The 22,956-nt window shown below is 31.4% G+C and carries 21 protein-coding genes; 2 read left to right on the forward strand and 19 right to left on the reverse strand.

The annotated features are described in order from the left end of the window. Window positions 1-3: 3 nt before the first annotated feature. The 16 genes from rimP to ACREWB_RS14750 all read right to left on the reverse strand — a co-directional run bounded on the left by rimP (window position 4) and on the right by ACREWB_RS14750 (window position 19,754). Window positions 4-465: a ribosome maturation factor RimP gene (gene rimP, locus ACREWB_RS14675; RefSeq protein WP_431548196.1), complete on the reverse strand. Its 462-nt coding sequence runs from the start codon at window positions 463-465 to the stop codon at window positions 4-6. A 203-nt stretch (window positions 466-668) separates the two neighbouring features. Beyond that, window positions 669-5,003 (reverse strand): PolC-type DNA polymerase III, encoded by a 4,335-nt coding sequence (locus ACREWB_RS14680; protein WP_431548197.1) that lies wholly within the window; start codon window positions 5,001-5,003, stop codon window positions 669-671. Between the two features lie 20 nt (window positions 5,004-5,023). Beyond that, window positions 5,024-6,073, reverse strand: coding sequence for a flavodoxin-dependent (E)-4-hydroxy-3-methylbut-2-enyl-diphosphate synthase (gene ispG / locus ACREWB_RS14685; RefSeq protein ID WP_431548198.1), 1,050 nt, complete (start codon window positions 6,071-6,073; stop codon window positions 5,024-5,026). Between the two features lie 12 nt (window positions 6,074-6,085). Further along, window positions 6,086-7,120: an RIP metalloprotease RseP gene (rseP, locus tag ACREWB_RS14690; protein WP_431548199.1), complete on the reverse strand. Its 1,035-nt coding sequence runs from the start codon at window positions 7,118-7,120 to the stop codon at window positions 6,086-6,088. Window positions 7,121-7,134: 14 nt separating this feature from the next. Then, window positions 7,135-8,295, reverse strand: coding sequence for a 1-deoxy-D-xylulose-5-phosphate reductoisomerase (gene dxr / locus ACREWB_RS14695; RefSeq protein WP_431548200.1), 1,161 nt, complete (start codon window positions 8,293-8,295; stop codon window positions 7,135-7,137). 79 nt (window positions 8,296-8,374) lie between these two features. Continuing rightward, window positions 8,375-9,181 (reverse strand): phosphatidate cytidylyltransferase, encoded by an 807-nt coding sequence (locus ACREWB_RS14700; RefSeq protein ID WP_431548201.1) that lies wholly within the window; start codon window positions 9,179-9,181, stop codon window positions 8,375-8,377. Window positions 9,182-9,191: 10 nt separating this feature from the next. Next, entirely contained in the window at window positions 9,192-9,971 is a 780-nt protein-coding gene (gene uppS, locus ACREWB_RS14705; RefSeq protein ID WP_431548202.1) for an undecaprenyl pyrophosphate synthase, read from the reverse strand. Between the two features lie 80 nt (window positions 9,972-10,051). Continuing rightward, entirely contained in the window at window positions 10,052-10,609 is a 558-nt protein-coding gene (gene frr, locus ACREWB_RS14710; protein ID WP_431548203.1) for a ribosome recycling factor, read from the reverse strand. A 24-nt stretch (window positions 10,610-10,633) separates the two neighbouring features. Next, window positions 10,634-11,353 (reverse strand): UMP kinase, encoded by a 720-nt coding sequence (gene pyrH / locus ACREWB_RS14715; protein ID WP_431548204.1) that lies wholly within the window; start codon window positions 11,351-11,353, stop codon window positions 10,634-10,636. Between the two features lie 59 nt (window positions 11,354-11,412). Beyond that, on the reverse strand, window positions 11,413-12,333 hold the full coding sequence (tsf, locus tag ACREWB_RS14720; RefSeq protein ID WP_431548205.1) for a translation elongation factor Ts: 921 nt from the start codon (window positions 12,331-12,333) through the stop codon (window positions 11,413-11,415). 112 nt (window positions 12,334-12,445) lie between these two features. Further along, a complete protein-coding gene (rpsB, locus tag ACREWB_RS14725; protein WP_431548206.1) occupies window positions 12,446-13,147 on the reverse strand; it encodes a 30S ribosomal protein S2 in 702 nt (233 codons plus the stop codon). Window positions 13,148-13,400: 253 nt separating this feature from the next. Then, entirely contained in the window at window positions 13,401-14,177 is a 777-nt protein-coding gene (gene codY / locus ACREWB_RS14730; RefSeq protein ID WP_431548371.1) for a GTP-sensing pleiotropic transcriptional regulator CodY, read from the reverse strand. 202 nt (window positions 14,178-14,379) lie between these two features. Continuing rightward, the gene (gene topA / locus ACREWB_RS14735; RefSeq protein ID WP_431548207.1) at window positions 14,380-16,491 is read right to left on the reverse strand and encodes a type I DNA topoisomerase; all 2,112 of its coding nucleotides are present in this window, start codon (window positions 16,489-16,491) and stop codon (window positions 14,380-14,382) included. 47 nt (window positions 16,492-16,538) lie between these two features. Further along, window positions 16,539-17,621, reverse strand: coding sequence for a DNA-processing protein DprA (gene dprA, locus ACREWB_RS14740; protein ID WP_431548208.1), 1,083 nt, complete (start codon window positions 17,619-17,621; stop codon window positions 16,539-16,541). A gap of 49 nt (window positions 17,622-17,670) precedes the next feature. Beyond that, entirely contained in the window at window positions 17,671-19,233 is a 1,563-nt protein-coding gene (locus ACREWB_RS14745; RefSeq protein ID WP_431548372.1) for a YifB family Mg chelatase-like AAA ATPase, read from the reverse strand. Window positions 19,234-19,406: 173 nt separating this feature from the next. Next, entirely contained in the window at window positions 19,407-19,754 is a 348-nt protein-coding gene (locus tag ACREWB_RS14750) for an AIR synthase-related protein (protein ID WP_431548373.1), read from the reverse strand. Window positions 19,755-19,852: 98 nt separating this feature from the next. On the opposite strand from ACREWB_RS14750, the gene ACREWB_RS14755 reads away from it, so the two are divergent. Together ACREWB_RS14755 and ACREWB_RS14760 are read left to right on the forward strand one after the other, a co-directional pair. After that, window positions 19,853-20,005, forward strand: coding sequence for a hypothetical protein (locus ACREWB_RS14755; RefSeq protein WP_431548209.1), 153 nt, complete (start codon window positions 19,853-19,855; stop codon window positions 20,003-20,005). 186 nt (window positions 20,006-20,191) lie between these two features. Continuing rightward, window positions 20,192-20,560, forward strand: coding sequence for a YraN family protein (locus ACREWB_RS14760; RefSeq protein ID WP_431548210.1), 369 nt, complete (start codon window positions 20,192-20,194; stop codon window positions 20,558-20,560). Here the strand turns inward: ACREWB_RS14760 and rnhB are convergent, their stop codons facing one another. From rnhB to lepB, 3 genes are all read right to left on the reverse strand, one after another. Next, complete coding sequence (gene rnhB / locus ACREWB_RS14765) at window positions 20,561-21,340, reverse strand: ribonuclease HII (RefSeq protein ID WP_431548374.1); 780 nt, start codon at window positions 21,338-21,340, stop codon at window positions 20,561-20,563. 199 nt (window positions 21,341-21,539) lie between these two features. Beyond that, complete coding sequence (gene ylqF, locus ACREWB_RS14770; RefSeq protein ID WP_431548375.1) at window positions 21,540-22,391, reverse strand: ribosome biogenesis GTPase YlqF; 852 nt, start codon at window positions 22,389-22,391, stop codon at window positions 21,540-21,542. Then, the gene (lepB, locus tag ACREWB_RS14775) at window positions 22,357-22,911 is read right to left on the reverse strand and encodes a signal peptidase I (RefSeq protein ID WP_431548211.1); all 555 of its coding nucleotides are present in this window, start codon (window positions 22,909-22,911) and stop codon (window positions 22,357-22,359) included. Before lepB ends, ylqF begins: the two co-directional genes overlap by 35 nt. Between the last annotated feature and the right edge of the window lie 45 nt (window positions 22,912-22,956).

Raw genomic sequence — 22,956 nt, forward strand, 5'->3', positions numbered from 1 at the left:
TCCTTACAGCACTGGTTTCAAACTTACAACAGAAATATTATCTTTTTGAATAGATATATTATTCCCATCATATTGAATTTCTATTTGCACATCAGAAAATCCTATTAAATCACCCTCAAGCTTTTTTTTGCCTTCATATAGACTATTTAGATTGACTAGTACATTCTCACCTATGTATTTTTCTAGATGCTTGTCATCATATAAAATTCTCTCAATTCCCGGTGAAGAGACTTCTAAACAGTAACCCTGCGCTATAGGGTCTTCTATATCTAATATTTCACTTGTGGCTCTACTTACTTTTTCACAATTTTCTAGCGATATCCCATTAGCATTATCTATATAAATTCTGAGGAAATTTTCTCCTTTTTCTTTTACATATTCTAAATGATATAATTCACAATCATTTTTCTCTACTATTGGACCAATTAATCCTCTAAGTTTTTGTAACAAGGTATCATTTTTCATTTTAACACCCTCCTTTATTCATATTTTCCACATCTATTAGTATACTTAATCATAATATTATAATTAAAACGCAACCATGAGTTGCGTTTCAATAAATAGAGAGTAGGACTGGCCTACTCTCTTGTAATAGTATTATCACAGATAACTACTGTATATAAGTTTATCATATAAAATTTATTATTTCAAGAGTTAATTCAATTTAACTAAAAAAACGACAGCTGATTCGTCTCAGGGAGCCCTTTTAAGCACCCGTGATTATCTAATGCTTCAACAACTGTTTTGGAAACTTTACATCGAATTCTTAAATCTTCTTTAGATATAAACTCACCTTGCTCTCTTAATAAAACTATGCTTTTAGCGGCATTTTCTCCCACACCTTCAAGGCTACTGAGTGGAGGTCTTATTGACTCATCTTCAATTGTAAATTTAACTGCCTCAGACTTATAAAGATCTACCTCTAATAACACTATCCCTCTTTTATACATTTCAAAAGATAACTCTAGCGCTGTAAGAAGACCTTTTTCTTTATTTCCTATATCCTTGCCCATAGCTGTTAGCTCATCCATTTTTACTTTTATAGCACTGGTACCTTTTACAATTAAATTAGCATCAAAATCATCTGCTCTTATAGTAAAGAACGTAGCATAATATTCCTTGGGAAAGTAAACCTTATAATATGCTATTCTTACAGCCATCATTACATATGCTACTGCATGGCCCTTAGGAAACATATACTTTATCTTTTTACATGATCCAATATACCATTCTGGAACATCATGTTCTCTCATCACTAGCTCATCATCTTCTGTAAGTCCTTTGCCCTTTCGTACTTTCTCCATGATAGTAAAAGCAGTCTTAGGGTCAAGATTTTTCTGAATTAGATAAACCATTATATCATCTCTTGTAGAAATACAATCTTTAAGCGTTGTTAATCCCTCTTTAATATAATATTGTGCATTGTTAAGCCATACATCCGTACCATGAGATAGTCCAGAAATTCTAACTAGGTCTGAAAAAGACTTAGGCTGTGTATCTAAAAGCATTTGTTTAACAAATTTCGTACCAAATTCTGGAACACCGTAACTTCCAACTTCGCAGCCCAATTCTTTAACGGTAAGTCCTAGCGCAGCTGGAGACGTAAATAAACTTATGACCTTAGAATCTGATAGCGGAATAGTCAAAGGGTCAAGCCCTGTTAAATCTTGAAGCATTTTAAGCATTGTAGGATCGTCATGTCCAAGGATATCAAGTTTTAATAGTCTACCACTTATAGAATGATAATCAAAATGTGTAGTAATAATATCTGAGTTTGGGTCGTCAGCAGGATGCTGCACCGGACAGAAATTATATATCTCGTTATCGCTTGGAACAACCATTATTCCACCTGGATGCTGACCAGATGTTCTCTTAACCCCAGTACATCCCTGGACTAGCCTCTCTATTTCAGCTTGAGGAACCATAATGTCCTTTTGACCTAAATATTTTTTCACATAACCATAAGCAGTTTTGTCAGCAATTGTTCCAATTGTTCCTGCTTTGAAAGTATGGCCTTTACCAAATAGCACTTCTGTATACCTATGAATATCTGCTTGATTATCCCCCGAAAAATTCAAATCTATATCTGGCTCTTTATCCCCTTCGAATCCTAAAAAAGTTTCAAATGGAATATCATGGCCATCTTTCATGTATAAGGTACCACAACTTGGACACTCTTTATCAGGTAAATCAGCACCTGATCCAACAGATCCATCCAAAATAAATTCACTTCTTTTGCAATTCGGGCACACATAATGAGGTGGAAGTCCATTTACCTCTGTTATATTAGACATATTAGCTGCAAAAGAAGATCCAACTGAGCCTCTCGAGCCAACTAAATAACCATCTGCAAGGGATTTTGCTACTAATTTTTCAGCTATTAAATAAAGTACAGCATAGCCATTACCTATTATAGAGTTTAGTTCCTTACCCAATCTTTTTTCAACTATCTCCGGTAATTTTTCCCCGTATATAGAATGAACTTTATTTGAAGTCATTAGTCGTATATCATCTTCTGCACCTGGTATTGTGGGTGTAAACGTTCCATCAGGTATAGGTTTTATAACTTCTATCATATCTGCAATTTTATTCGTATTATAAATTACAACCTCTCTACATTTCTTATCTCCTAAATATGAAAACTCTTTTAACATTTCATTAGTAGTTTTAAAATATAATGGAGGTTGATCATCTGCATCTGAAAAACCCTTACCAGCCATTAAAATTTTTCTGAAAACTTCATCAGAAGGGTCTAGAAAATGCACATCTCCTGTAGCAACTACCAGCTGATTATTTTTCTCTCCTATATCACATATTTTTCTATTAATATCCATTAATTCACTTTCATCTTTTACCGTACCATTTTTAATCATAAATTTGTTATTTAGAAGAGGTTGTATTTCTAAATAATCATAGAATCCTATAACTTTCTTAAGTTCTTCCTCAGATTTCTCTTGAAGTACTCCCTTATATACTTGCCCAGCTTCACAAGCAGATCCAATTATAAGACCTTCTCTATATTTTTCCACTATGGTCTTAGGAAGTCTAGGTCTTCTATGAAAATAATCTAAATTTGAAAATGAGATAAGCTTATACAGATTTTTAAGTCCGACAAGGTTTTTAACCAGGATAATAACATGATATGTGTTTGCTTTCTTTACATTAAAATCACCTAGAAATTCACTATTTAATGTATCTAAGTCTAGGATGTTTTTTTCTCTAAGCAGTCCAAAGCAATGTAATAATATATCAGCAGTAGCTTTAGCATCATCTATGGCTCTATGATGATTTTCAAGAGAGATACCTAAATGCTTAGCTACTATATTCAGCTTAAATGTTTTAAGGTCCGGAAGTAAATATTTAGCTAGTGGTATTGTATCCATAATTGCATTTTCAAATTTTAAATTCAGTCTCTCTGAGTTCTTCTTTATAAAAGAAGCATCAAAACCAGCATTATGGGCTACTACTACGCTCCCCCTTGCAAAATCTAAAAACTTAGGTAGTATTTCTTCGATAGACTCTGCTCCAGCAACCATATCATTTGTAATTCCAGTAAGCTCTGTAATTTTGTAGTGTATGTCTATTCGCGGATTTACGAATTCATTAAATCTATCTACTATTTTCCCATTTTCAATCTTAATTGCTCCAATTTCCGTTATTCTATCATTTTCACTAGAAAGACCTGTTGTTTCTAAATCAAAAACCACAAAAATGCCATCTAATTTTTCGTTATGATTATTAATGACAATTGGCTCTCCATCATCTACTAAATACCCCTCAACACCATATAAAATTTTTATTTTATTTTTTTTAGCCGCATCCATAGCTTCTGGAAAAGCTTGAACTACACCATGATCAGTTATTGCTATTGCACTATGTCCCCATTTAGCGGCTCTTTCAACAAGCTTAGATGCTGGACTTATTCCATCCATAGCACTCATTTGAGTGTGCAAATGAAGCTCAACTCTTTTTTCCTGTGCCGTATCCATTCTTTCTATTTTTTTTAGCTTAATTATATCTCTAACCATTACAACAACTTCTCTTGCATAAGTATCATAACTGGCCTCTCCACGTACCTTACAGAAAAGGCCCACTTTAACTTCTTCCATTATCTTTTCTACATCTTTAGGCTTTGGAAAACATTTTACTGTAATTGAGCTCTCATAATCCGTAATGAAAAAAGTTATGATTATTCTTCCAGTTTTTGTTTCTAATATATTCACCTTGAAAATATCTCCAGAAACACATACTATTCCTGAAGCTTCATTTATTTCACTTATTGCTATACTATCGCTATTGTTTATATTTCTTCCCATTATAGTGTTTTCATCAGCAGCATCATATTTTTTATAACCCTGCCCCTTGTTCCATTTGTTTCCATTGGTATTGTCTTTATTGTTACTGCTATGTTGAGGTTTATCTTTCTTTTCTGCATTGATATTTTTGACAATTTCATTTATTATAGTTTGATCTTCCACTTCTTTTTTTACAAAATAATCTTCTTTTAAAAGTTCACTACTATGTTCTAGTTTAACTGTTGAATTAACACCAAACATGTCATTTATAGTAGTTTTTAGAAGAACCTCTATGTTCTTATCTCTTAAAATTTTACACATAAAATCATTACCACATTGAATTTTCAGTGTACCATTCTCAATTATCCTATAAGATTTTAATAAACTATCCCTACTGGATGGCTCCGAAGTAGCTATTACGTTTACAACATCTGACCAATACTTATCTTTTACATCTTCTATAGTTGCGTTTGATACATCTTTATAGCAAATTAGCTGTATATCTTGAAAACTGCATAATCTTTTTTTAATTATATTTTTAATTAGCAGATTTTTATTATCATCTATATCTTCAAAGGATTTGATTATCACCCTTAATCTATTGCTCTTTTTAAGATATTGAACTCTAAGTACCACAATATCATCTACAGTTGTTTCTTCATTTAAATCGAAATCATTTTTTAACATTTCAGCTAAGCTTGCATTCATTAGTACCTCCCGATGGACGTCTATAGTTTATCTATCTCCCGAATAAGCTCTTCTACTAAATCTTCTTCGTTAACTGTTTTAATTATTTCACCTTTTTTAAATATGAGGCCAACCCCTTTTCCACCAGCTATTCCAATATCAGCTTCTCTAGCTTCCCCTGGTCCATTTACTACACACCCCATTATTGCAACCTTTATATTCTTATTGCAATGTTCTAATCTTTCTTCTACTTCATTTGCAATTTTAATAAGGTTAATTTGAGTTCTTCCACAAGTTGGGCATGATACAAATTTAATTCCCGAATCCCTACACCCTATGGATTTCAGGATTTCTATCCCAACTTTAACCTCATCCACTACATCACCTGTTAATGATACCCTTATAGTATCCCCAATGCCAGAGGCTAAAAGCGCCCCAATACCTACACTTGATTTTATAGTTCCTCTCCATGTAGTTCCAGCCTCAGTAACACCTAGATGTAGTGGATAGTCTACACTATCTGAAATTAATTTGTAACTTTCTATCATCATAAGTACATCAGAAGATTTTATAGAAATAACTATATCATAGAAATTTAAATTTTCTAGTATTTCAACATGTCTTAACGCACTTTCTACTAGCGCCTGCGCACATACATGACCATACTTTTTAAGAATATCGCCTTCTAGTGATCCAGAATTAACACCAATTCTAATGGGAATACCACTTTCTTTAGCAGCCTCTGCAACTAATTTAATTTTATCGACGCTCCCAATATTACCTGGATTAATTCTTAATTTTGATATTCCATTTTCAATTGATTTTAAAGCTAACCTATAATCAAAATGAATATCTGCAACTAATGGTATATGAATTCTTTTCACAATATCTTTAATAGCGTCAGCAGCTGCCATATCAGGCACCGCACAACGTATAATTTCACAACCTGCCTTTTCCAGCTTAAGAATTTGATAAACAGTAGCATCTACATCTCTTGTATCTGTAGTTGTCATCGACTGCACCGTTACCTTAGAATCTCCACCTATATATATATTTCCAATTTTAATCTTCTTTGTTTGTTTAACCTTCATTTCCTTCATCTCCTAGAATTTCATGGGATTCACTATATCCTTAATGACTATAAACACCATGAATGCCATTAAAATCATAAATCCAACATAATTTACAGCTGCAACTTTCTTATCATCTAATTTTTTTCCGGATATTATTTCAAATAAAAGTATAAAAATCCATCCTCCATCTAGTGCTGGGAAAGGTATTATGTTCAATATTCCTAGTTGCACACTTAACATTGCTGTTAACAACATTAAATTTATTATTCCAGCTTGTGCAAACATTGTTGAAATTCTTATTATGCTTATAGGTCCTCCAACGTCGTTTATAGAAACTTTCCCTTTAAAAATACTACCGAAGATACCAAAAATCATTTTTGATGTATTAATAGTTTGATTAAATCCATAACCTACAGCTTCACCGAAATTCAGTTTCTTTTGAAGCCCAGCGATTCCTATCATAAATTTATTTTCTTTTTCATTCATAATTGGGGTAAGCGTAAATTTTTCTAATTTTGAATTTCTGACTATTTCAATAGTCGTACTCTTACCTTTAGACGTAGAAATTTCATTTACAAATTGATCCCATTTTTCTATATTAACTTTATTAACCTTAGTAATTTTATCTCCAACTTTTATTCCAGCATGCAAAGCTGGGCTATTAGGGACTAAGTCTCCAACTGTAGGCATTGTATCTCCTCCGATTGAAGCACCTATAATGGAAAATAAAACAAATGCTAATATTATATTCATAATTGCTCCAGCGGATACTATGCTTAGTTTTTGCCATGGAGTTTTGTTAGCAAGAGATCTCGGGTCATCACTTTCTTCGTTTTCACCTTCCATTTTAACATATCCACCAATAGGAAATGCTTTGATCAAATACTCTGTTTCTTTTCCTTTAATTCCAAAAATTTTCGGACCCATTCCCAGTGAAAACTCATGTACTTTTACTCCATTAAGTTTAGCTAGCATAAAATGGCCTAATTCATGTATTATAATCAAAAGACTAAATGCTAGTATAGCCATAATAAAATACGGTATCTTCCCTATAAAACTACTCATATCAATTTTCCTCCCTACTTTTCATCATAATTATTTCTTACATATTCTCTTACCTTTAAATCAATTTCTAAAATTTCTTCAAGATCCGGATTAATAAAGTGTTCAAATTTATTCATACATTTTTCTATAATATATTCAATGTCAAGATACTTTATTTTATAATCTAAAAATAATTCAACAGCCACTTCATTAGCAGCATTCATAATAGTTGGCATATTCCCACCCATTTCGCCTGCTTTATAGGCCAACTTAAGACATTTAAAAGTATCCATATCTGGTTTTTCAAAAGTCAAATTACCCATATTATAAAAATCTAATTTATCAATAACAGCATTCACTCTTTCAGGGAAGTTTATAGCATATTGGATAGGAAGTCTCATGTCCGTGGAACTGAGCTGCGCCATCACACTTCCGTCTTTGTATTCTACCATAGAATGTATTACACTTTGGGGATGAACTACTACTTGTATGTTTTTATAATCGGCTCCAAATAACCAGTGTGCCTCTATAACCTCTAGTCCTTTATTCATAAGTGTAGAAGAATCAATAGATATTTTTTTACCCATTTCCCACTTAGGATGTTTAAGAGCCTCTTCCGGTTTTATATCTATTAATTGCTGTTTAGTCTTACCCCTAAAAGGACCTCCAGAAGCAGTTAATATTATTTTATTAACAGTATCTAATCTATTCCCCTGTAGACATTGAAAAATAGCACCGTGCTCTGAGTCAACCGGCAAAATATTAACGTGATTTTTTTTAGCAGCATCCATTACTAGACCACCTGCTACCACTAAAGTTTCTTTATTAGCTAAGGCAATATCTTTTCCCGCACTTATAGCTTTCATAGTTGGAACGAGCCCTATCATTCCTACAACAGCTGTTACTACAAGATCAACTTCTGGCAGTGTGCTTATATAATTTAAACCTTCTAGCCCTTGCAAAACTTCAGTTAAATATCCTTTCACCTTGCAATATTTTTTAAGTTCTAATGAAGATCTCTCATCCATCATGGCAACATATTTAGGTTTAAATTCCTCTATAATAGGAATGATTTTCTCAAAGCTGACGTTAGCCGAAATCCCTATAATTTTAAAATTATTAATATCCTTCCGTATAACATCTAGGGTTTGGGTTCCTATGGACCCAGTAACTCCTAAAATAGTAACCTTCTTCATGTAAATCTCTCCATTCATATAAAACTGTTTTTTTATATTATATAGCTTTAAAATTCTATTTATGTTCTAATTTCACCATTTATATTTTTAATGTAAATGTAATATAATAAAATACTACTACCGAAACAAATAAAATGCTATCAAAACGATCTAAAATTCCACCATGACCTGGTATAAGATTACTATAGTCTTTGGCTCCCACAAATCTTTTTATAGACGACGCAATTAAATCTCCAAATTGTCCAAAGATACCACAAAGTATGCCTATTATAACGTAATGATATAGCTCTATAGAAACTCCATATTGTGAAATGATATACCCATAAATTGTGCATCCTATAGCACTTCCAAGTAACCCACCTATAGAACCTTCAATTGTTTTATTAGGACTAATTTTAGGACATAACTTATGTTTGCCACCTTTACCAAAAATTCTTCCCGAATAATAAGCTGCCGTATCACAACCCCATGAACAAATAAATATAATCCATACTAAATATCCACCGTAGGTTTTATTATTAATAAACACTATGAAACTAAAAAATACTGCCACATATAAAAAACCAAAAATAGTGAGCGCAATATCTACAAAATTATAATTCGTATAAAATATAGGTATACATAATAAGAAGAAAATTGCTGCTATTAAAATGTATACATTAAAACTAGATAAAAAATCAACACCCATATTTATGTAATATACTACACATAAAATATATCCTATTAGTCCAATTGGCTTATAGTGTTTTTTTCTAGAAACTTTATAGAACTCGTACATACCAAAAAGTGAAAGTACCATTACAAGATATTTCAAGTAGTCCCCACCTAAAAATAAAAATATTATTAACGGTGCTAGAGTAAGTGCTCCTATATATCTATTATTCATATTTTCTCCCCTATCTAACCTTTCCAAATCGTCTATCTCTTTTTTGATATTCCGATATTGCAAGTTTTAACTGTTTTTCATGAAAATCCGGCCAATTAATATCCGAAAACCAAAGTTCTGAGTAAGCACTCTGCCACAGTAAAAAATTACTTAATCTTAACTCCCCACTAGGCCTTATTATAAGGTCAGGGTCTGGCATTTCACCGGTATACATATATCTGGAAAACAATTCTTCAGTTATTTCATCTTGAGATATTTTTTTACTCACTAAATCTAAAGAAATTTGTTTTACAGCATTTACTATCTCGTTTCTTCCACCATAATTTAACGCTAGATTTAAAACTAAACCCTTATTTCCTTTTGTTTTTGCGTAAGCATGATCTAATTCTACTTTACATACTCTTGGTAATTTCGAAATATTCCCTATTGAATTAATAACAACATCATTACTGTTTAATTCTTCCAACTCGTTTTTTAAATATTCTACTAATAAGTTCATTAAAGAGTCTACTTCTGGTAACGGTCTATTCCAATTTTCTGTTGAAAACGCATATAATGTTAAATATTTCACTCCAAGTTTATTACATTCCTTCACAATTCTTCTTATGGATTCAACTCCAGCCCTATGTCCAAGGGCCCTTGGCAACTTACGTTTTCTTGCCCATCTACCATTACCATCCATTATAATTGCAATATGCGTTGGTATTTTCGACATATCTAAATCCACATTTGCACTATCAGTATCACTTGTATTTTTCTTCTTTTTTAAAAAAGCGAATAAATTTTTCAATATAATTCTCTCCCTTTTATTAATTATAGCATAATTTTAAATAGAACCTGCAATAAGCAGGTTCTATTTAAAATTATATGCTAAACTTTCATTATATCTTTTTCTTTAATATCTGTTAATTTATCCACTTCTTTAATGAACTTATCTGTTTCCTTTTGGATTGTATCTTCTGCTTTTTTAACTTCATCTTCACTAATCTCACTATTTTTTTTAAGTGCCTTAATTTTATCATTAGCGTCTCTTCTTATAGATCTTATAGCTACTTTTGCATCTTCAGCTGTTTTCTTAACAGTTTTAAGCAGTGTTTTTCTTGTTTCTTCAGTTAGTTCAGGAATAATAAGCCTAATGGTTGATCCATCGTTTGAAGGATTTAATCCTAAATCAGATTTCAATATAGCTTTTTCTATATCTTTCATAGATGCTTTATCCCAAGCCTGAATCATTAGCACTCTAGGTTCTGGTGCTGAAATGTTTGCCAACTGACTCAGAGGCATAAGACTTCCATAACATTCAACGTGAATCCTATCTAGCATTTTAGGATTCGCTCTTCCAGCTTTCAAACTTCCAAACTCATGTTTTAAAACAAGAATAGTTTTATTCATTTTTTCATCAGCAATACTAATAATTTTATTAATCATAGAATCCCCTCCATATTATTCTTATTATTTGGTAGAAGCAGATACTAAAGTACCAATTTTTTCTCCCAAAATAGCTCTTTTTATGTTTTCCGGTTTATCAAGTCCAAAAACTAGTATAGGTATATTATTGTCCATACATAATGATGTAGCAGTAGAATCCATAACTTGTAGCCCTTTTTCCAGCACATTAAGATAACTTAATGTATCAAACTTTACTGCATCTTTATATACATGAGGATCCTTATCATAAACTCCATCAACTTTTTTAGCAAGCAGTATTACATCAGCTTCTATTTCTGCTGCTCTAAGTGCTGCAGCTGTGTCTGTTGAAAAATAAGGATTACCAGTACCTGCTGCAAAAATAACAACTCTGCCTTTCTCCAAATGTCTCATAGCCTTTCTTCTTATAAATGGTTCGGCTATTTCCTTCATTTCGATGGCTGTTTGCACCCTAGTCTTTACTTCTACATTTTCTAGCGAATCTTGGAGTGCTAATGCATTAATACAAGTTGCCATCATCCCCATATAATCTGCAGTAGTCCTGTCCATTCCTTTACCACTTCTACCACGCCATATATTTCCTGCCCCAACAACTATACCTATTTCAACACCCAGGTTTACTAGTTCTTTTATTTGAAGTGCTATCTCATTTGTAATATCAAAGTCTATCCCAAATCCTTGTTTGCCAGCTAAAGCTTCTCCAGAAATCTTCAACATAACTCTTTTATATTTAGCAACTTCCATGAATATTACACCTCCAGAATTATTTTAAAAAAGAGAACACGCAGTGTCCCCTTTAATTGTTATTTACCCTGCACTTGTCTAGCAACTTCTTCAGCAAAGTTTTCTTCCTTCTTTTCTATACCTTCGCCTCTTTCAAACCTTACAAATCTTGTTACTTTTATATCAGCACCAAGTTTCTTAGATTCTTCTTGAAGTAATTTTGTAATAGTATAGTCAGCATTTTTAACCCATATTTGTTCAAGCAGACAAACTTCTTTATAATATTTATTTACTCTACCTTCAACCATTTTTTCAACGATTTTTGCAGGTTTCCCTTCATTTAGTGCTTGAACTCTGTATATTTCTTTTTCTTTATCTAGTGTTTCATTATCAACACATGTATTATCTAAGAATAGTGGACTTGCAGCTGCTATTTGCATTGCAATATCTTTAGCAATTTTAATTAACACATCATCTTTTTTGTCGCAGGCAAGTTCAACTAAAACACCAATTCTTCCACCACCATGGATATAGCTTTGTACTACACCATTTTCAATAGAGAACTTTTCAAATCTTCTTACAGACATGTTTTCACCCAATTTAGATATTAAATCCGTAACTGCGCCTGTAACTGTTATATCTTTATTAGCTATATATTTTTCAGAAACAAAGTCTTCTATAGTAGTTGAAGTAGTTTGCGCTGCTTGCAATGCAACGTTTTTAGCTAAATTAACAAAGTCTTCATTAGCAGAAACGAAGTCAGTTTCGCAATTAACTTCTACAACAGATCCAGTCTTCATATCCTCTGAAATATGCGTGCATACTAATCCTTCGGAAGCTATTCTTCCAGCTTTTTTAGCAGCAGCTGCTAAACCTTTTTCTCTTAAAAGTTCAACGGCTTTATCAATAACACCATCGGTCTCCGTTAGAGCCCTTTTACAATCCATCATTCCAGCTCCGGTCATTTCTCTTAACTCTTTAACCATACTTGCACTAATCATTATTATTTCCTCCTATTCCTATCTAATTTAAAAGGTAAATGAAAGCATTACCTTCCACCTACCCCTCAAATGTTATATCCATAATTACCTTATCTCATAAATCTAATTACTATTATTCAGCTAATTGTTCGCCTTGTCTTCCTTCTATAATAGCATCTGCTAATCTTTCAGTTATTAATTTAACTGCTCTTATAGCATCATCATTACCTGGAATTACATAATCAATTTCATCTGGATCACAGTTTGTATCAACTATTGCAACTACTGGGATTCCAAGAGCTTTAGCTTCAGAAATCGCATTTTTTTCTTTTCTTGGATCTACAATAAATAGAGCTCCTATTTTGTTTGCATCCATGCTTCTGATTCCACCTAAATTTATTTCTAGTTTTTCTCTTTCATGCATAAGTTTACTTACTTCTTTTTTTGGAAGAACTTCAAAAATTCCATCCTCTTCCATTTTAAATAATTCTTCTAATCTTTTTATTCTTGTTTTAATTGTTTTGAAGTTTGTTAACATTCCGCCGAGCCATCTATTGTTTACAAAATGCATACCTGATCTTACAGCTTCAAATTTAATAGCTTCTTGAGCTTGTTTTTTTGTACCTACAAATAAAACATCCTTGCCTTCTTCAGATACAGATTTAATAAAATCATATGCCTCATCGATTTTTCTAACTGTCTTTTGTAAATCGATAATATATATTCCGTTTCTTTCTGTAAATATGTAAGGCGCCATTTTAGGATTCCATCTTCTAGTTTGATGTCCAAAATGAACACCTGCTTCTAATAATTGTTTCATTGATATAACTGCCATTAATAATAACCTCCCTGGTTTTTACCTCCATTACCATCATCTTATTGAAGTCCGTATATAGGAACCCTTCAATAATTAAGTAATGTGTGTATTTTCTTACGTATGTAGTATATCACAAGATATTAATGTATTCAATAAAAACTTTAAATCAAAATAAAAACGTAGCATAGTTATTAATATTCTCATATTATACATATTTATACTATGTTTACTGAAAATAATAAGAAGCAGAGCAACTTTGCTCTGCTTCTTATTATTTTATTTTATTAAGTTCATCAATTAGTTTATCATTTAATATTTTAATATGTGTACCTTTCATTCCAAGGGATCTTGATTCTATTACTCCTGCACTTTCAAATTTTCTTAGTGCATTAACTATAACAGATCTTGTTATCCCCACTTTATCTGCTATTTTAGAAGCCACGAGTAATCCTTCCGGGCCATCCAATTCATTGAAAATATGCTGCACAGCTTCAAGTTCTGAATAAGATAGTGTTCCAATAGAAAGTTGTACTACAGCTTTTTTTCGTGCTTCTTCTTCAATTATATCATTTTTGGCTCTCAAAATTTCAAGCCCAACTATAGTAGCACTATATTCAACTATTACTAAATCATCTTCTGTAAAATCCCTATCAAATCTTGCAAGCAAAAGCGTACCTAATCGTTCTCTATTTCCGTTTATAGGTACTATAGTGGTTATTTTATTATCTATTTTGCATTCTTTATTATCTTCTAGTACACAAAGGGCTTTATTCGAAAGATTTTCCTTTGTTTCATTAATATTAAGTAAATTATTATTGTAATTTTCTGGAAATCTCATATTTTTTATAATTTCATCTTTTACGATATCACATTCATACCCACCCGATAATGTATAACCTAATATTTTCCCTCTTCTGCTAACAATATACACATTACATTTCAATACATCACTTAGTAAATTACAAATATCATCAAAAACTACTGGTTCAGTTCCTGATTTTTGCAATATCTTATTTAACTTTCTCGTTTTTTCTAATAATGACACGATATTCCTCCTTTAATATTTTTTTATTATTTGATCAATTCTCAATTAAATTCTATAATAAACAAAATTCATAATTTTTCAAATTTTTAGAATTATTCCTTATCCATTTAATAATATCATAACATTCAAGTCATATCAATATTATTTCATAAATTTCGACAAATTATTTATGAAGTTAGTAAATTGTTTGAATTGCTTATGGTTTTTACTTTTCTTCCGCTTTTTCTTCAATTATCTCTTCCACTTTGTATTCCTTATGCTTACATTCTGGATTTGAACATTCCATGTATTCTCCTTTAGATTTACTATATTTTTTAAACATATAGGTATCGCACTCAGGACATTTTATGGCTGTTGGCTCAAACCAACTCACGAAGTCACACTTTGGATAATTACTGCATCCGAAAAATTTAGTACCCTTTTTACTTCTTCGTTCTAAAACTTTCCCATCACATTTAGGACAATTAACTTCTAGTTCTTTAGTAATTGCTTTTGTGTTTTTACATTCCGGATAACCAGGACAGGCTAAGAAATCACCAAACCTTCCATGTTTTATCACCATGAACTTACCACATTTATCACACACAATCTCAGTAACTTCATCTTCAATTGTAATTTTAGCTATCTCTTTTTCAGCAATCTCAATATCTTTTTTTAATGGTTTAAAGAAAACGTCAACAATATTCTCCCATTTTTCTTGTCCTTCTTCTATAGTATCTAAATTATTCTCCATTTGCGCTGTAAACTCAATATCTACTATCTGTTTGAAGTATTCACTTACTATATTATTTACGATATTTCCAAGTTCAGTTACTTCTAGTGTTTTTTTATCTTTTTCTATATATCTCCTACCAAGAAGAGTTGAAATAATTGGTGCATACGTACTAGGTCTTCCTATGCCATTTTCTTCTAAGGTTTTTACAAGAGATGCCTCAGAAAATCTTGCAGGCGGTAGAGTAAAATGCTGCTTACCTTCAGTATTTTCATTAATTAAAACATCTTTCTCCGTAAGTTCTGGGAGTTTCATAGTGTTTTCATCTTCATCTAAGTCCTCATTATAAATTTTTCTAAATCCATCAAAAGTTACTTTAGAACCGGATGCCTTAAGTATATAGTCTCCATTTTCTATATCTATGGATACCGTACTTAGTAAACATGATTCCATTTGACTAGCAACATATCTATTCCAAATCAAGGTATACAGCTTATATTGTGGCGCCTTTAAGGTTTTCTTAGCTATTTCCGGTGTTATTTCAACATATGATGGTCTAATAGCTTCATGAGCATCCTGTATATTTTTTTTACCTTTATATATTCTAGGAGTTTCAGGGTAATATTTTTCACCATATTTATTTTCAATAAATTCTTTTGCATTTCCTTGTGCTTCTTCAGATATTCTAACAGAGTCAGTCCTCATATATGTAATAAGTCCTACTGTTCCATGTCCCTCAATATCTATACCTTCGTATAATTGTTGTGCTACAGACATGGTTCTTTTAGTTGAAAAATTAAGTTTCCTATAAGCATCTTGCTGAAGCGTGCTTGTTATAAACGGTGGAAGTGGATTTTTGCTCTTAGAAGCTTTCTTTATCTTTCTTACAATAAATTCTTTTTTATTAAGTGTGTTAATAATCTCATCACTTTCACCTTTAGAATTTATCTCAATTTTCTTTCCACCCTTAGAGGCTAATTTAACATTTAGTTTATGAGTTTGACCTTCCTTATGTAGTAGACACTCTATAGTCCAATACTCTTGCGTAATAAAATTTTGTATTTCCTTTTGTCTATCACAGATTATTTTAAGTGTAACTGATTGAACACGACCTGCACTAAGTCCCCATTTAACCTTTCTCCAAAGTATAGGACTAATTTCATATCCAACCAATCTATCAAGTATACGTCTTGCTTGCTGTGCATCTACAAGAGGTGCATTTATTATTCTTGGAGTTTTTATAGCATTTTTAACTGCCGTTTTAGTTATCTCATTAAATTCTATTCTACACTTATCTTTTTCATCTATTTTTAAGGCTTTTGCTAAATGCCAAGCTATTGCTTCACCTTCTCTATCAGGGTCAGTTGCCAAATAAACCTTATCACTTTTTTTTGCTTCTTTTCGAAGTTTACTGAGAATTTCTCCCTTACCACGGATAGTAATATATTTAGGTTGATAGTTATTATCTATATCCACCCCTAATTGGCTTTTTGGTAAATCTCTAACGTGTCCCATGGACGCTTCAACTACAAAGCTGCTACCTAAATATTTTTTTATGGTCTTAGCTTTTGCGGGTGACTCAACTATTACAAGTTTTTGTCCCATTTTATCCCCTCCATCAATGTATTCTAGTATAGTTAGTATATTTTCAATTAAATATTGTCGTTTACTCTTACATAATAATTTCCTGATAAACATAATATTTGATTTTTAATCTGCAGTTCAAATAATACCTCATATAATTGTTTTATGTCAATGTTAGTTATTCTAATAATATCATTAATATGTAGTGGACTATCATTTATTACGTTATATATATCTTTATGAGTTTCGTTTTTTAATGGAGTTACAGCAGTGTTTTTTATATTCTTCATATCTATTCCGATTAAGTTAAATATATCTTCAGAACAGGTAAGCGGAAAGGCTCCATCTTTAATTAATTTGTTGGTTCCCTTACTTTCATGTGAAAATATAGAGCCTGGAACTGCCATAACATCCTTGCCTTGTTCAAGCGCTAAATTTGCAGTGATTAATGATCCACTTTTTTCACCAGCTTCTATTACAATGATAATATCACTAAGAGCACTTATTATTCTATTCCTCTGAGGAAAGTTATACGCATATGGTGGTGTTCCTGGTAAAAACTCCGAAATAACACAACCTCTTTGAGCTATTTCATTGAAAATTTTAGTATTCTCTTTTGGATATACTATATCAAGTCCTGAACCTAAAACTGCGCATGTATAACCCTCATTCTCTAAAGAATTTCTATGGGCAAAAGTATCTATGCCCCTAGCCATTCCGCTAATAATATTAACATTATTAGCACATAGATCTCTACATATAATTTTAGTAACATCCTTACCATAATTCGAAAATTTTCTTGATCCTACTATAGAAATATTATACCCTTCATTTATTGGCAATATGTTACCCTTATAAAATAATGTATATGGAGCATCGTCATAATTTTTTAATTTTTTAGGGTATTTATCCTCATAATTACAAATTACCTTTATTTCATTAATTTCTAAGTTCCTTTTCACATTATCAATATCCGTTTCATTCCAAGCATTAGTTAGGATATCAGATAACTCTTTTTTGAAATATTCAGTTTTTTTAGTATGTACACCATAATACCATATTTTTTCAGTGTTTTGTAAATCATTTATTAATTTCAGTTTAATTCTAGGGGATAATTTAACTAGAGAAAACCATATATCGTAGTCATTCATATTTTTCACATACCTCCAATATATAAAATTTTGTTATTATTAATATTTACTAAACTATCCTCTCATCTATAAATTTTCTATATTGCATAGCCTCGATGATATGCATATCTAAAATATTTTCACTTTCATCTAAGTCCGCAATAGTTCTAGCTACCTTAAGAATTCTAGAATAGGCTCTTGTACTTAGATTAAATTTATTGTACATGAGTTCCATTATTTTACTTGCGCTATTATCTAAATGACAATATTTTTTAATTAACTTTTGACTCATCTCTGCATTACAGTGAATTTTTTCCTTTATAAATCTTTTCGCTTGAATTTTCCTTGCTACTTCCACTCTTTTTTTAATAAATTCAGACTTTTCACTATTTTTCCCATCAACTATTTTATTATAGGGTAGTATATTCACTGCTGTAAAGATGTCAATGCGATCCAGTAAGGGACCGCTGAGTTTACTTAAATATCTTCGCCTTTCATAATCACTACAGCTACATCGTTTCTCGTAGGACCCATAATATCCGCAAGGGCATGGATTTAACGCACTTACAAACATAAAATTTGATGGATATTCTATGTTTCCATTAATTCTTGAAATATTGATTTTTCTATCTTCTAGTGGCTGCCTTAATATTTCTATTACATTCTTTTTAAATTCTAATAATTCATCTAAAAATAATACTCCCGTGTGGGCTAAAGATATTTCTCCAGGTGCTATTTTATTTCCGCCACCAACTAGAGCTATCCTTGATATGGTATGGTGAGGGCTTCTAAAAGGTCTTTGCAAGATAATCCCCCCTGTGTCACCTAACTTTCCACAAACGCTATAGATTTTTGTAACCTCTAATGATTCTTCTTGACTTAAAGAAGGCAGTATTGTAGGAATTCTTTTTGCCATCATGGACTTTCCAGAGCCTGGCGGACCATACATTAATAAATTATGATTCCCAGCAGCTGCAACTTCAATGGCACGCTTTGAACTTTCTTGTCCCATAACATCCTCATAATCTAATTGCTCATTAATTAATACCTCTACATCACTCACCTGCTTGTAAGGCATTAAGTCCCTATAATTTAAAAAGTCTACTACTTGCTTTAAATTATCTAATGGATATATTTTTGCTGATTTTACAAGACTACATTCCTTTGCATTATTACTGGGAACAATGAACTTTTTTATTTTATTTTCGATTCCTTCCATAACAACAGGCAATGAGCCTCTTACACTCTTTAACCCACCAGAAAGTGATAATTCTCCTATAAAAAGATAATCATTAATATCATTTACTATTATTTGTTTAGTTGCAAGCAGGATGCCTACAGCTATTGGTAAATCAAATAATGACCCTTCTTTTTTAAGATCTGCTGGTGCTAAATTTATAGTTACTCTATTTACAGGAAACTCAAAGCCTGAATTTAGTATTGCAGATCGTACCCTTTCTTTTGATTCTTTGACTGCGATATCTGCAAGACCAACAATGTTTAAAGCGGGAAGCCCACGAGTTATATCAATTTCGACCGTAACTATAACCCCTTTAATTCCTGTAAATGCAGCCGACATAATTTGTATTGCCATATTATCACCCTTAACCTTCTTATTTCTTATTACTTCTATTCCATAATTATTGACAAAATAATTTTATATAAACTTATAAGTAGATTATATTTTCATATGATTTTTCTTTTATTATAATTAACAATTAATTTTTAAGAGCAAGAAAAAAATATCCCTTAACTTTTTAATAAAAAAAGTGAAGGGACATCTTTTTATATTACTATATTAACTTTTTAGCATATTCTAGGAAATTGATCACCTAGTGGCATACTTACTATTCTTGTTCCACCAACTATAGTTTTCAAATAAACCTTATAAGGTTTGTCATCTATTACTTTTCCTATTATGGATGCATTTGTTCCCAGTGGATGGCTTTTCATTTGATTAAGTACAGCCTCAGCATACTCCTGGGGAACAATAAAACAAGCCTTACCTTCGTTTGGTATGTATAATGGATCCAGTCCTAACATTTCACAAACTCCTTGTACTTCTTCTTTTACCACTATTGAAGTTTCGTCTAATATAATAGACACCTTACTCATCTCTGCAATTTCATTTAAAACTGCTGCAAGTCCCCCTATGGTCGCATCCCTCTAATCCAGCTGAAACCATAACGATAATACCTTTAAGCGATATAAAAAAAGCTTATAAATACCAAAAGCAAACTCACTCACTAAATTTGTTGGATTTAATTAACATCTATGATATTAATGTTAAAGGTTATTTTATTGGAATTGAAATACAATTAATAAAAATGGGATATGATATAAGTGATGAACTACAGATAAAGTTTCAGTCTATCTGTAATGAAATGCTTAAAATCATAGTCTAAGCTATACAATGTTGAACTGGTGTAAATACTAGTATCGACAGCTTATTGTTAAAACAGATGGCAAACTAGGGCATTGCAAGATGCTTATATTAGTTTGCCAATCTTATTAAGTCATAATTATAACTATTTAGACTAAATAGTATATATTATTTTATATTAATTTTTATTAGGAAAGGATGTTTTTGAATGAAAGCACACAACAGTGATATTGGTGCACTAGGTGAAGATATAGCAGAAACTCATTTAAAGAATGTAGGATACGTGATTAAAGAAAAAAATTTCAGATGTAAATGTGGGGAAATAGACTTAATAGCAGTAAATAGTGGTTATATTTGCTTTATAGAAGTAAAAACTAGATATGGAACAAAATTCGGTCTACCAGCTGAGTCAGTCAATTACGCAAAGCAGAAAAAACTACACAAAACAGCCCAGGTATATATTTCCTACAAAAATATTGCTGACTCTAATTTTAGATTTGATGTTATAGAAGTTCTATTAAATAGCAATAACAATGATTTTTTAGTTAATCATATTGAAGACGCTTTTCAATTATAGTTATAAAATATTTTTAAGGAAGCATTTTCTATGTATTGGGATAGCGCCATATTTTTTTAGCGCAATAACATGTTGCTCTGTACCATAACCAACATTTTTATCAAAACCATAATTCGGGTATTCATTATGATACTCAAACATCAGTTCATCTCTATATACCTTTGCGATAATAGAAGCACAAGCTATGCTAATACTTTTTGTATCTCCTTTTATTACAAACTCATTTAAACCCGTATAATTTTTAATTTTATATCCATCAGATAGAACTATATCTGGTTTAATGGAAATTTCATTACAGCAATCTAAAAACACTTGATTATTGCACCATCCAATACCCTTTTCATCAATCTGGTTATTATCAATAGCAATAATCTTATAAGCTAAAGCCTTTTCTTTAATAATCTTGGATAATTCTGATCGAACAGAAATCGATAATTTTTTAGAGTCGTTAGCTCTAAGAATTAAATCTTTATCATCCTTTATATTTAAATCTAATATTACTGCCGCTGCCACTATTGGGCCCGCTAGTGGTCCTCTGCCAACCTCATCAACTCCGGCTAAATATTTGTAGTTTCCATAGCTTCCATCAAAGTCGTACATTTTTTTAACTCTCTGAATCTCTTTTTCTTTGCCCTCAAACATTTTAAATATTTTAAAGCCTAATTTTTGTACAGTTTTTCTATTGTCATTCAAAAGCATATCCATGAGACTTTTCATCTCATTATCTGACCTAGCATTTTCTATTGATTTTATATGTTCACATATTTCTTTATAACTCATATATAGAAAATTAATATCTTTTTCCATAATATTTTCTCCTTAATACTCCATAATTTTTATTAAATACTGTATATATATTTATATGAAAAAACAACCTTCTAGTATTTGTCTTAGAAACCAATTATTAATTGTTATCTATCCACAATCAGAAAGTTGCTTATTTAATAAAACTAAAAACTACATATGATTATATATAAACTTAATAATCGTCTGGTCTTTCTAGAGATATAGATCCTAATTTCCCACCTCTAAATTCATCAAGAAGCATAACTGCTATTCTATTATAGTCAATGTTGCCACCAGAAATTACAGCCCCTCTTTTCTTGCCTATATTGTCCAAATTATCTATAGCTTCTTCCATAATTTCTGAAAGTTTATATCTTTCCATTAATCTTTGTGGATTAACAACTTGAAGTCTTTCTACTAGTCTAAGCGCTAATTCCTCTATATCCATAATTTCGTCTTTTATAGCTCCTGTAAATGCCAAATTAAGTCCAACAACTTGATCTTCAAATTTAGGCCACAGTACTCCTGGAGTATCCATAAGTTCTATTCCTATACTAGTTTTAATCCACTGCTTACTTTTAGTAACGCCTGGTCTATCGCCAGTTTTAGCAGCATTGTTTTTAGCCAGTTTATTTATCAAAGAAGATTTACCAACATTAGGTATACCAACTACCATAACTCTTGTAATTACATTAACTAATCCTTTTTTCCTTTGTCTATCTTGCTTTTCTTTCAATAATTCATCAAGAGTAGTCTTTATACTTTTTAATCCTGCGCCTGTAAGACTATTTACAGATAATGGTTTTACAGTATCAGTGGTAAGCTTTTTTATCCATTCCTTAGTTACTTTATCTTCAGCTAAATCACTTTTATTTAATAAAATGACTCTTGGCTTATCTTTGCAAATCTCGTCGATTTGTGGATTTGCACTTGACTTTACTATTCTTGCATCTCTCATTTCTATTACAGCATCAACAAGTTTTAAACTCTCTTGAATTTGTCTTCTAGTCTTAGCCATATGTCCTGGAAACCAATTTATGGTCATACTCATACTTATCTATCCTTCCCATTTTATTGAATGGATAAAGCCTTATAACTGCTTTTCCTTCTATAAGATTGAGTTTTACAAACCCAATCTCATTACTGCGAGAATCACTGCTGAAATTTCTATTATCACCCAAGACAAAAACTGAATCCTTGGGCACCAGAATTTCATCATAATCACTCATAACATCTTCATTTATATAGTACTCATTTATAATTTTACCATTTATATATAATATATTATCACTTATTTTAACCGTGTCGCCACTGACTGCTATAACTCTTTTTATTATTCTTTCTCTTATATCAGCATGATACCTTATTACTACAATATCATTTTGCTTAGGCGACGTTATTTTATATGATACTTTTTCAAGTATTAATTTATCATTGTTATGAAGCGTAGGAACCATAGATTCACCATTTACTGTTACTACTTGGAATAAAAAATTTATGACGAATACTGAAGTTACAAGTAAAATTGCTATAGATTTTACTACTTTAAAATTTCTCCTTGTCATATATGCACCTACTTAAAATTTCACTAAAATATAAAAAGGGACTTT

This window comes from Clostridium sp., assembly GCF_050717635.1.
Taxonomy (GTDB): Bacteria; Bacillota; Clostridia; order Clostridiales; family Clostridiaceae; genus Clostridium_AD.

Excerpts from the sequence above, each read along its gene's own strand:
- rimP (WP_431548196.1), bottom strand. The coding sequence starts at position 465 with ATGAAAAATGATACCTTGTTACAAAAACTTAGAGGATTAATTGGTCCA.
- ACREWB_RS14680 (WP_431548197.1), bottom strand. The coding sequence starts at position 5,003 with ATGAATGCAAGCTTAGCTGAAATGTTAAAAAATGATTTCGATTTAAAT.
- ispG (WP_431548198.1), bottom strand. The coding sequence starts at position 6,073 with ATGAAGGTTAAACAAACAAAGAAGATTAAAATTGGAAATATATATATA.
- rseP (WP_431548199.1), bottom strand. The coding sequence starts at position 7,120 with ATGAGTAGTTTTATAGGGAAGATACCGTATTTTATTATGGCTATACTA.
- dxr (WP_431548200.1), bottom strand. The coding sequence starts at position 8,295 with ATGAAGAAGGTTACTATTTTAGGAGTTACTGGGTCCATAGGAACCCAA.
- ACREWB_RS14700 (WP_431548201.1), bottom strand. The coding sequence starts at position 9,181 with ATGAATAATAGATATATAGGAGCACTTACTCTAGCACCGTTAATAATA.
- frr (WP_431548203.1), bottom strand. The coding sequence starts at position 10,609 with ATGATTAATAAAATTATTAGTATTGCTGATGAAAAAATGAATAAAACT.
- pyrH (WP_431548204.1), bottom strand. The coding sequence starts at position 11,353 with ATGGAAGTTGCTAAATATAAAAGAGTTATGTTGAAGATTTCTGGAGAA.
- tsf (WP_431548205.1), bottom strand. The coding sequence starts at position 12,333 with ATGATTAGTGCAAGTATGGTTAAAGAGTTAAGAGAAATGACCGGAGCT.
- rpsB (WP_431548206.1), bottom strand. The coding sequence starts at position 13,147 with ATGGCAGTTATATCAATGAAACAATTATTAGAAGCAGGTGTTCATTTT.
- topA (WP_431548207.1), bottom strand. The coding sequence starts at position 16,491 with ATGGGACAAAAACTTGTAATAGTTGAGTCACCCGCAAAAGCTAAGACC.
- dprA (WP_431548208.1), bottom strand. The coding sequence starts at position 17,621 with ATGAATGACTACGATATATGGTTTTCTCTAGTTAAATTATCCCCTAGA.
- ACREWB_RS14760 (WP_431548210.1), top strand. The coding sequence starts at position 20,192 with ATGAAAGCACACAACAGTGATATTGGTGCACTAGGTGAAGATATAGCA.
- rnhB (WP_431548374.1), bottom strand. The coding sequence starts at position 21,340 with ATGAGTTATAAAGAAATATGTGAACATATAAAATCAATAGAAAATGCT.
- ylqF (WP_431548375.1), bottom strand. The coding sequence starts at position 22,391 with ATGACCATAAATTGGTTTCCAGGACATATGGCTAAGACTAGAAGACAA.
- lepB (WP_431548211.1), bottom strand. The coding sequence starts at position 22,911 with ATGACAAGGAGAAATTTTAAAGTAGTAAAATCTATAGCAATTTTACTT.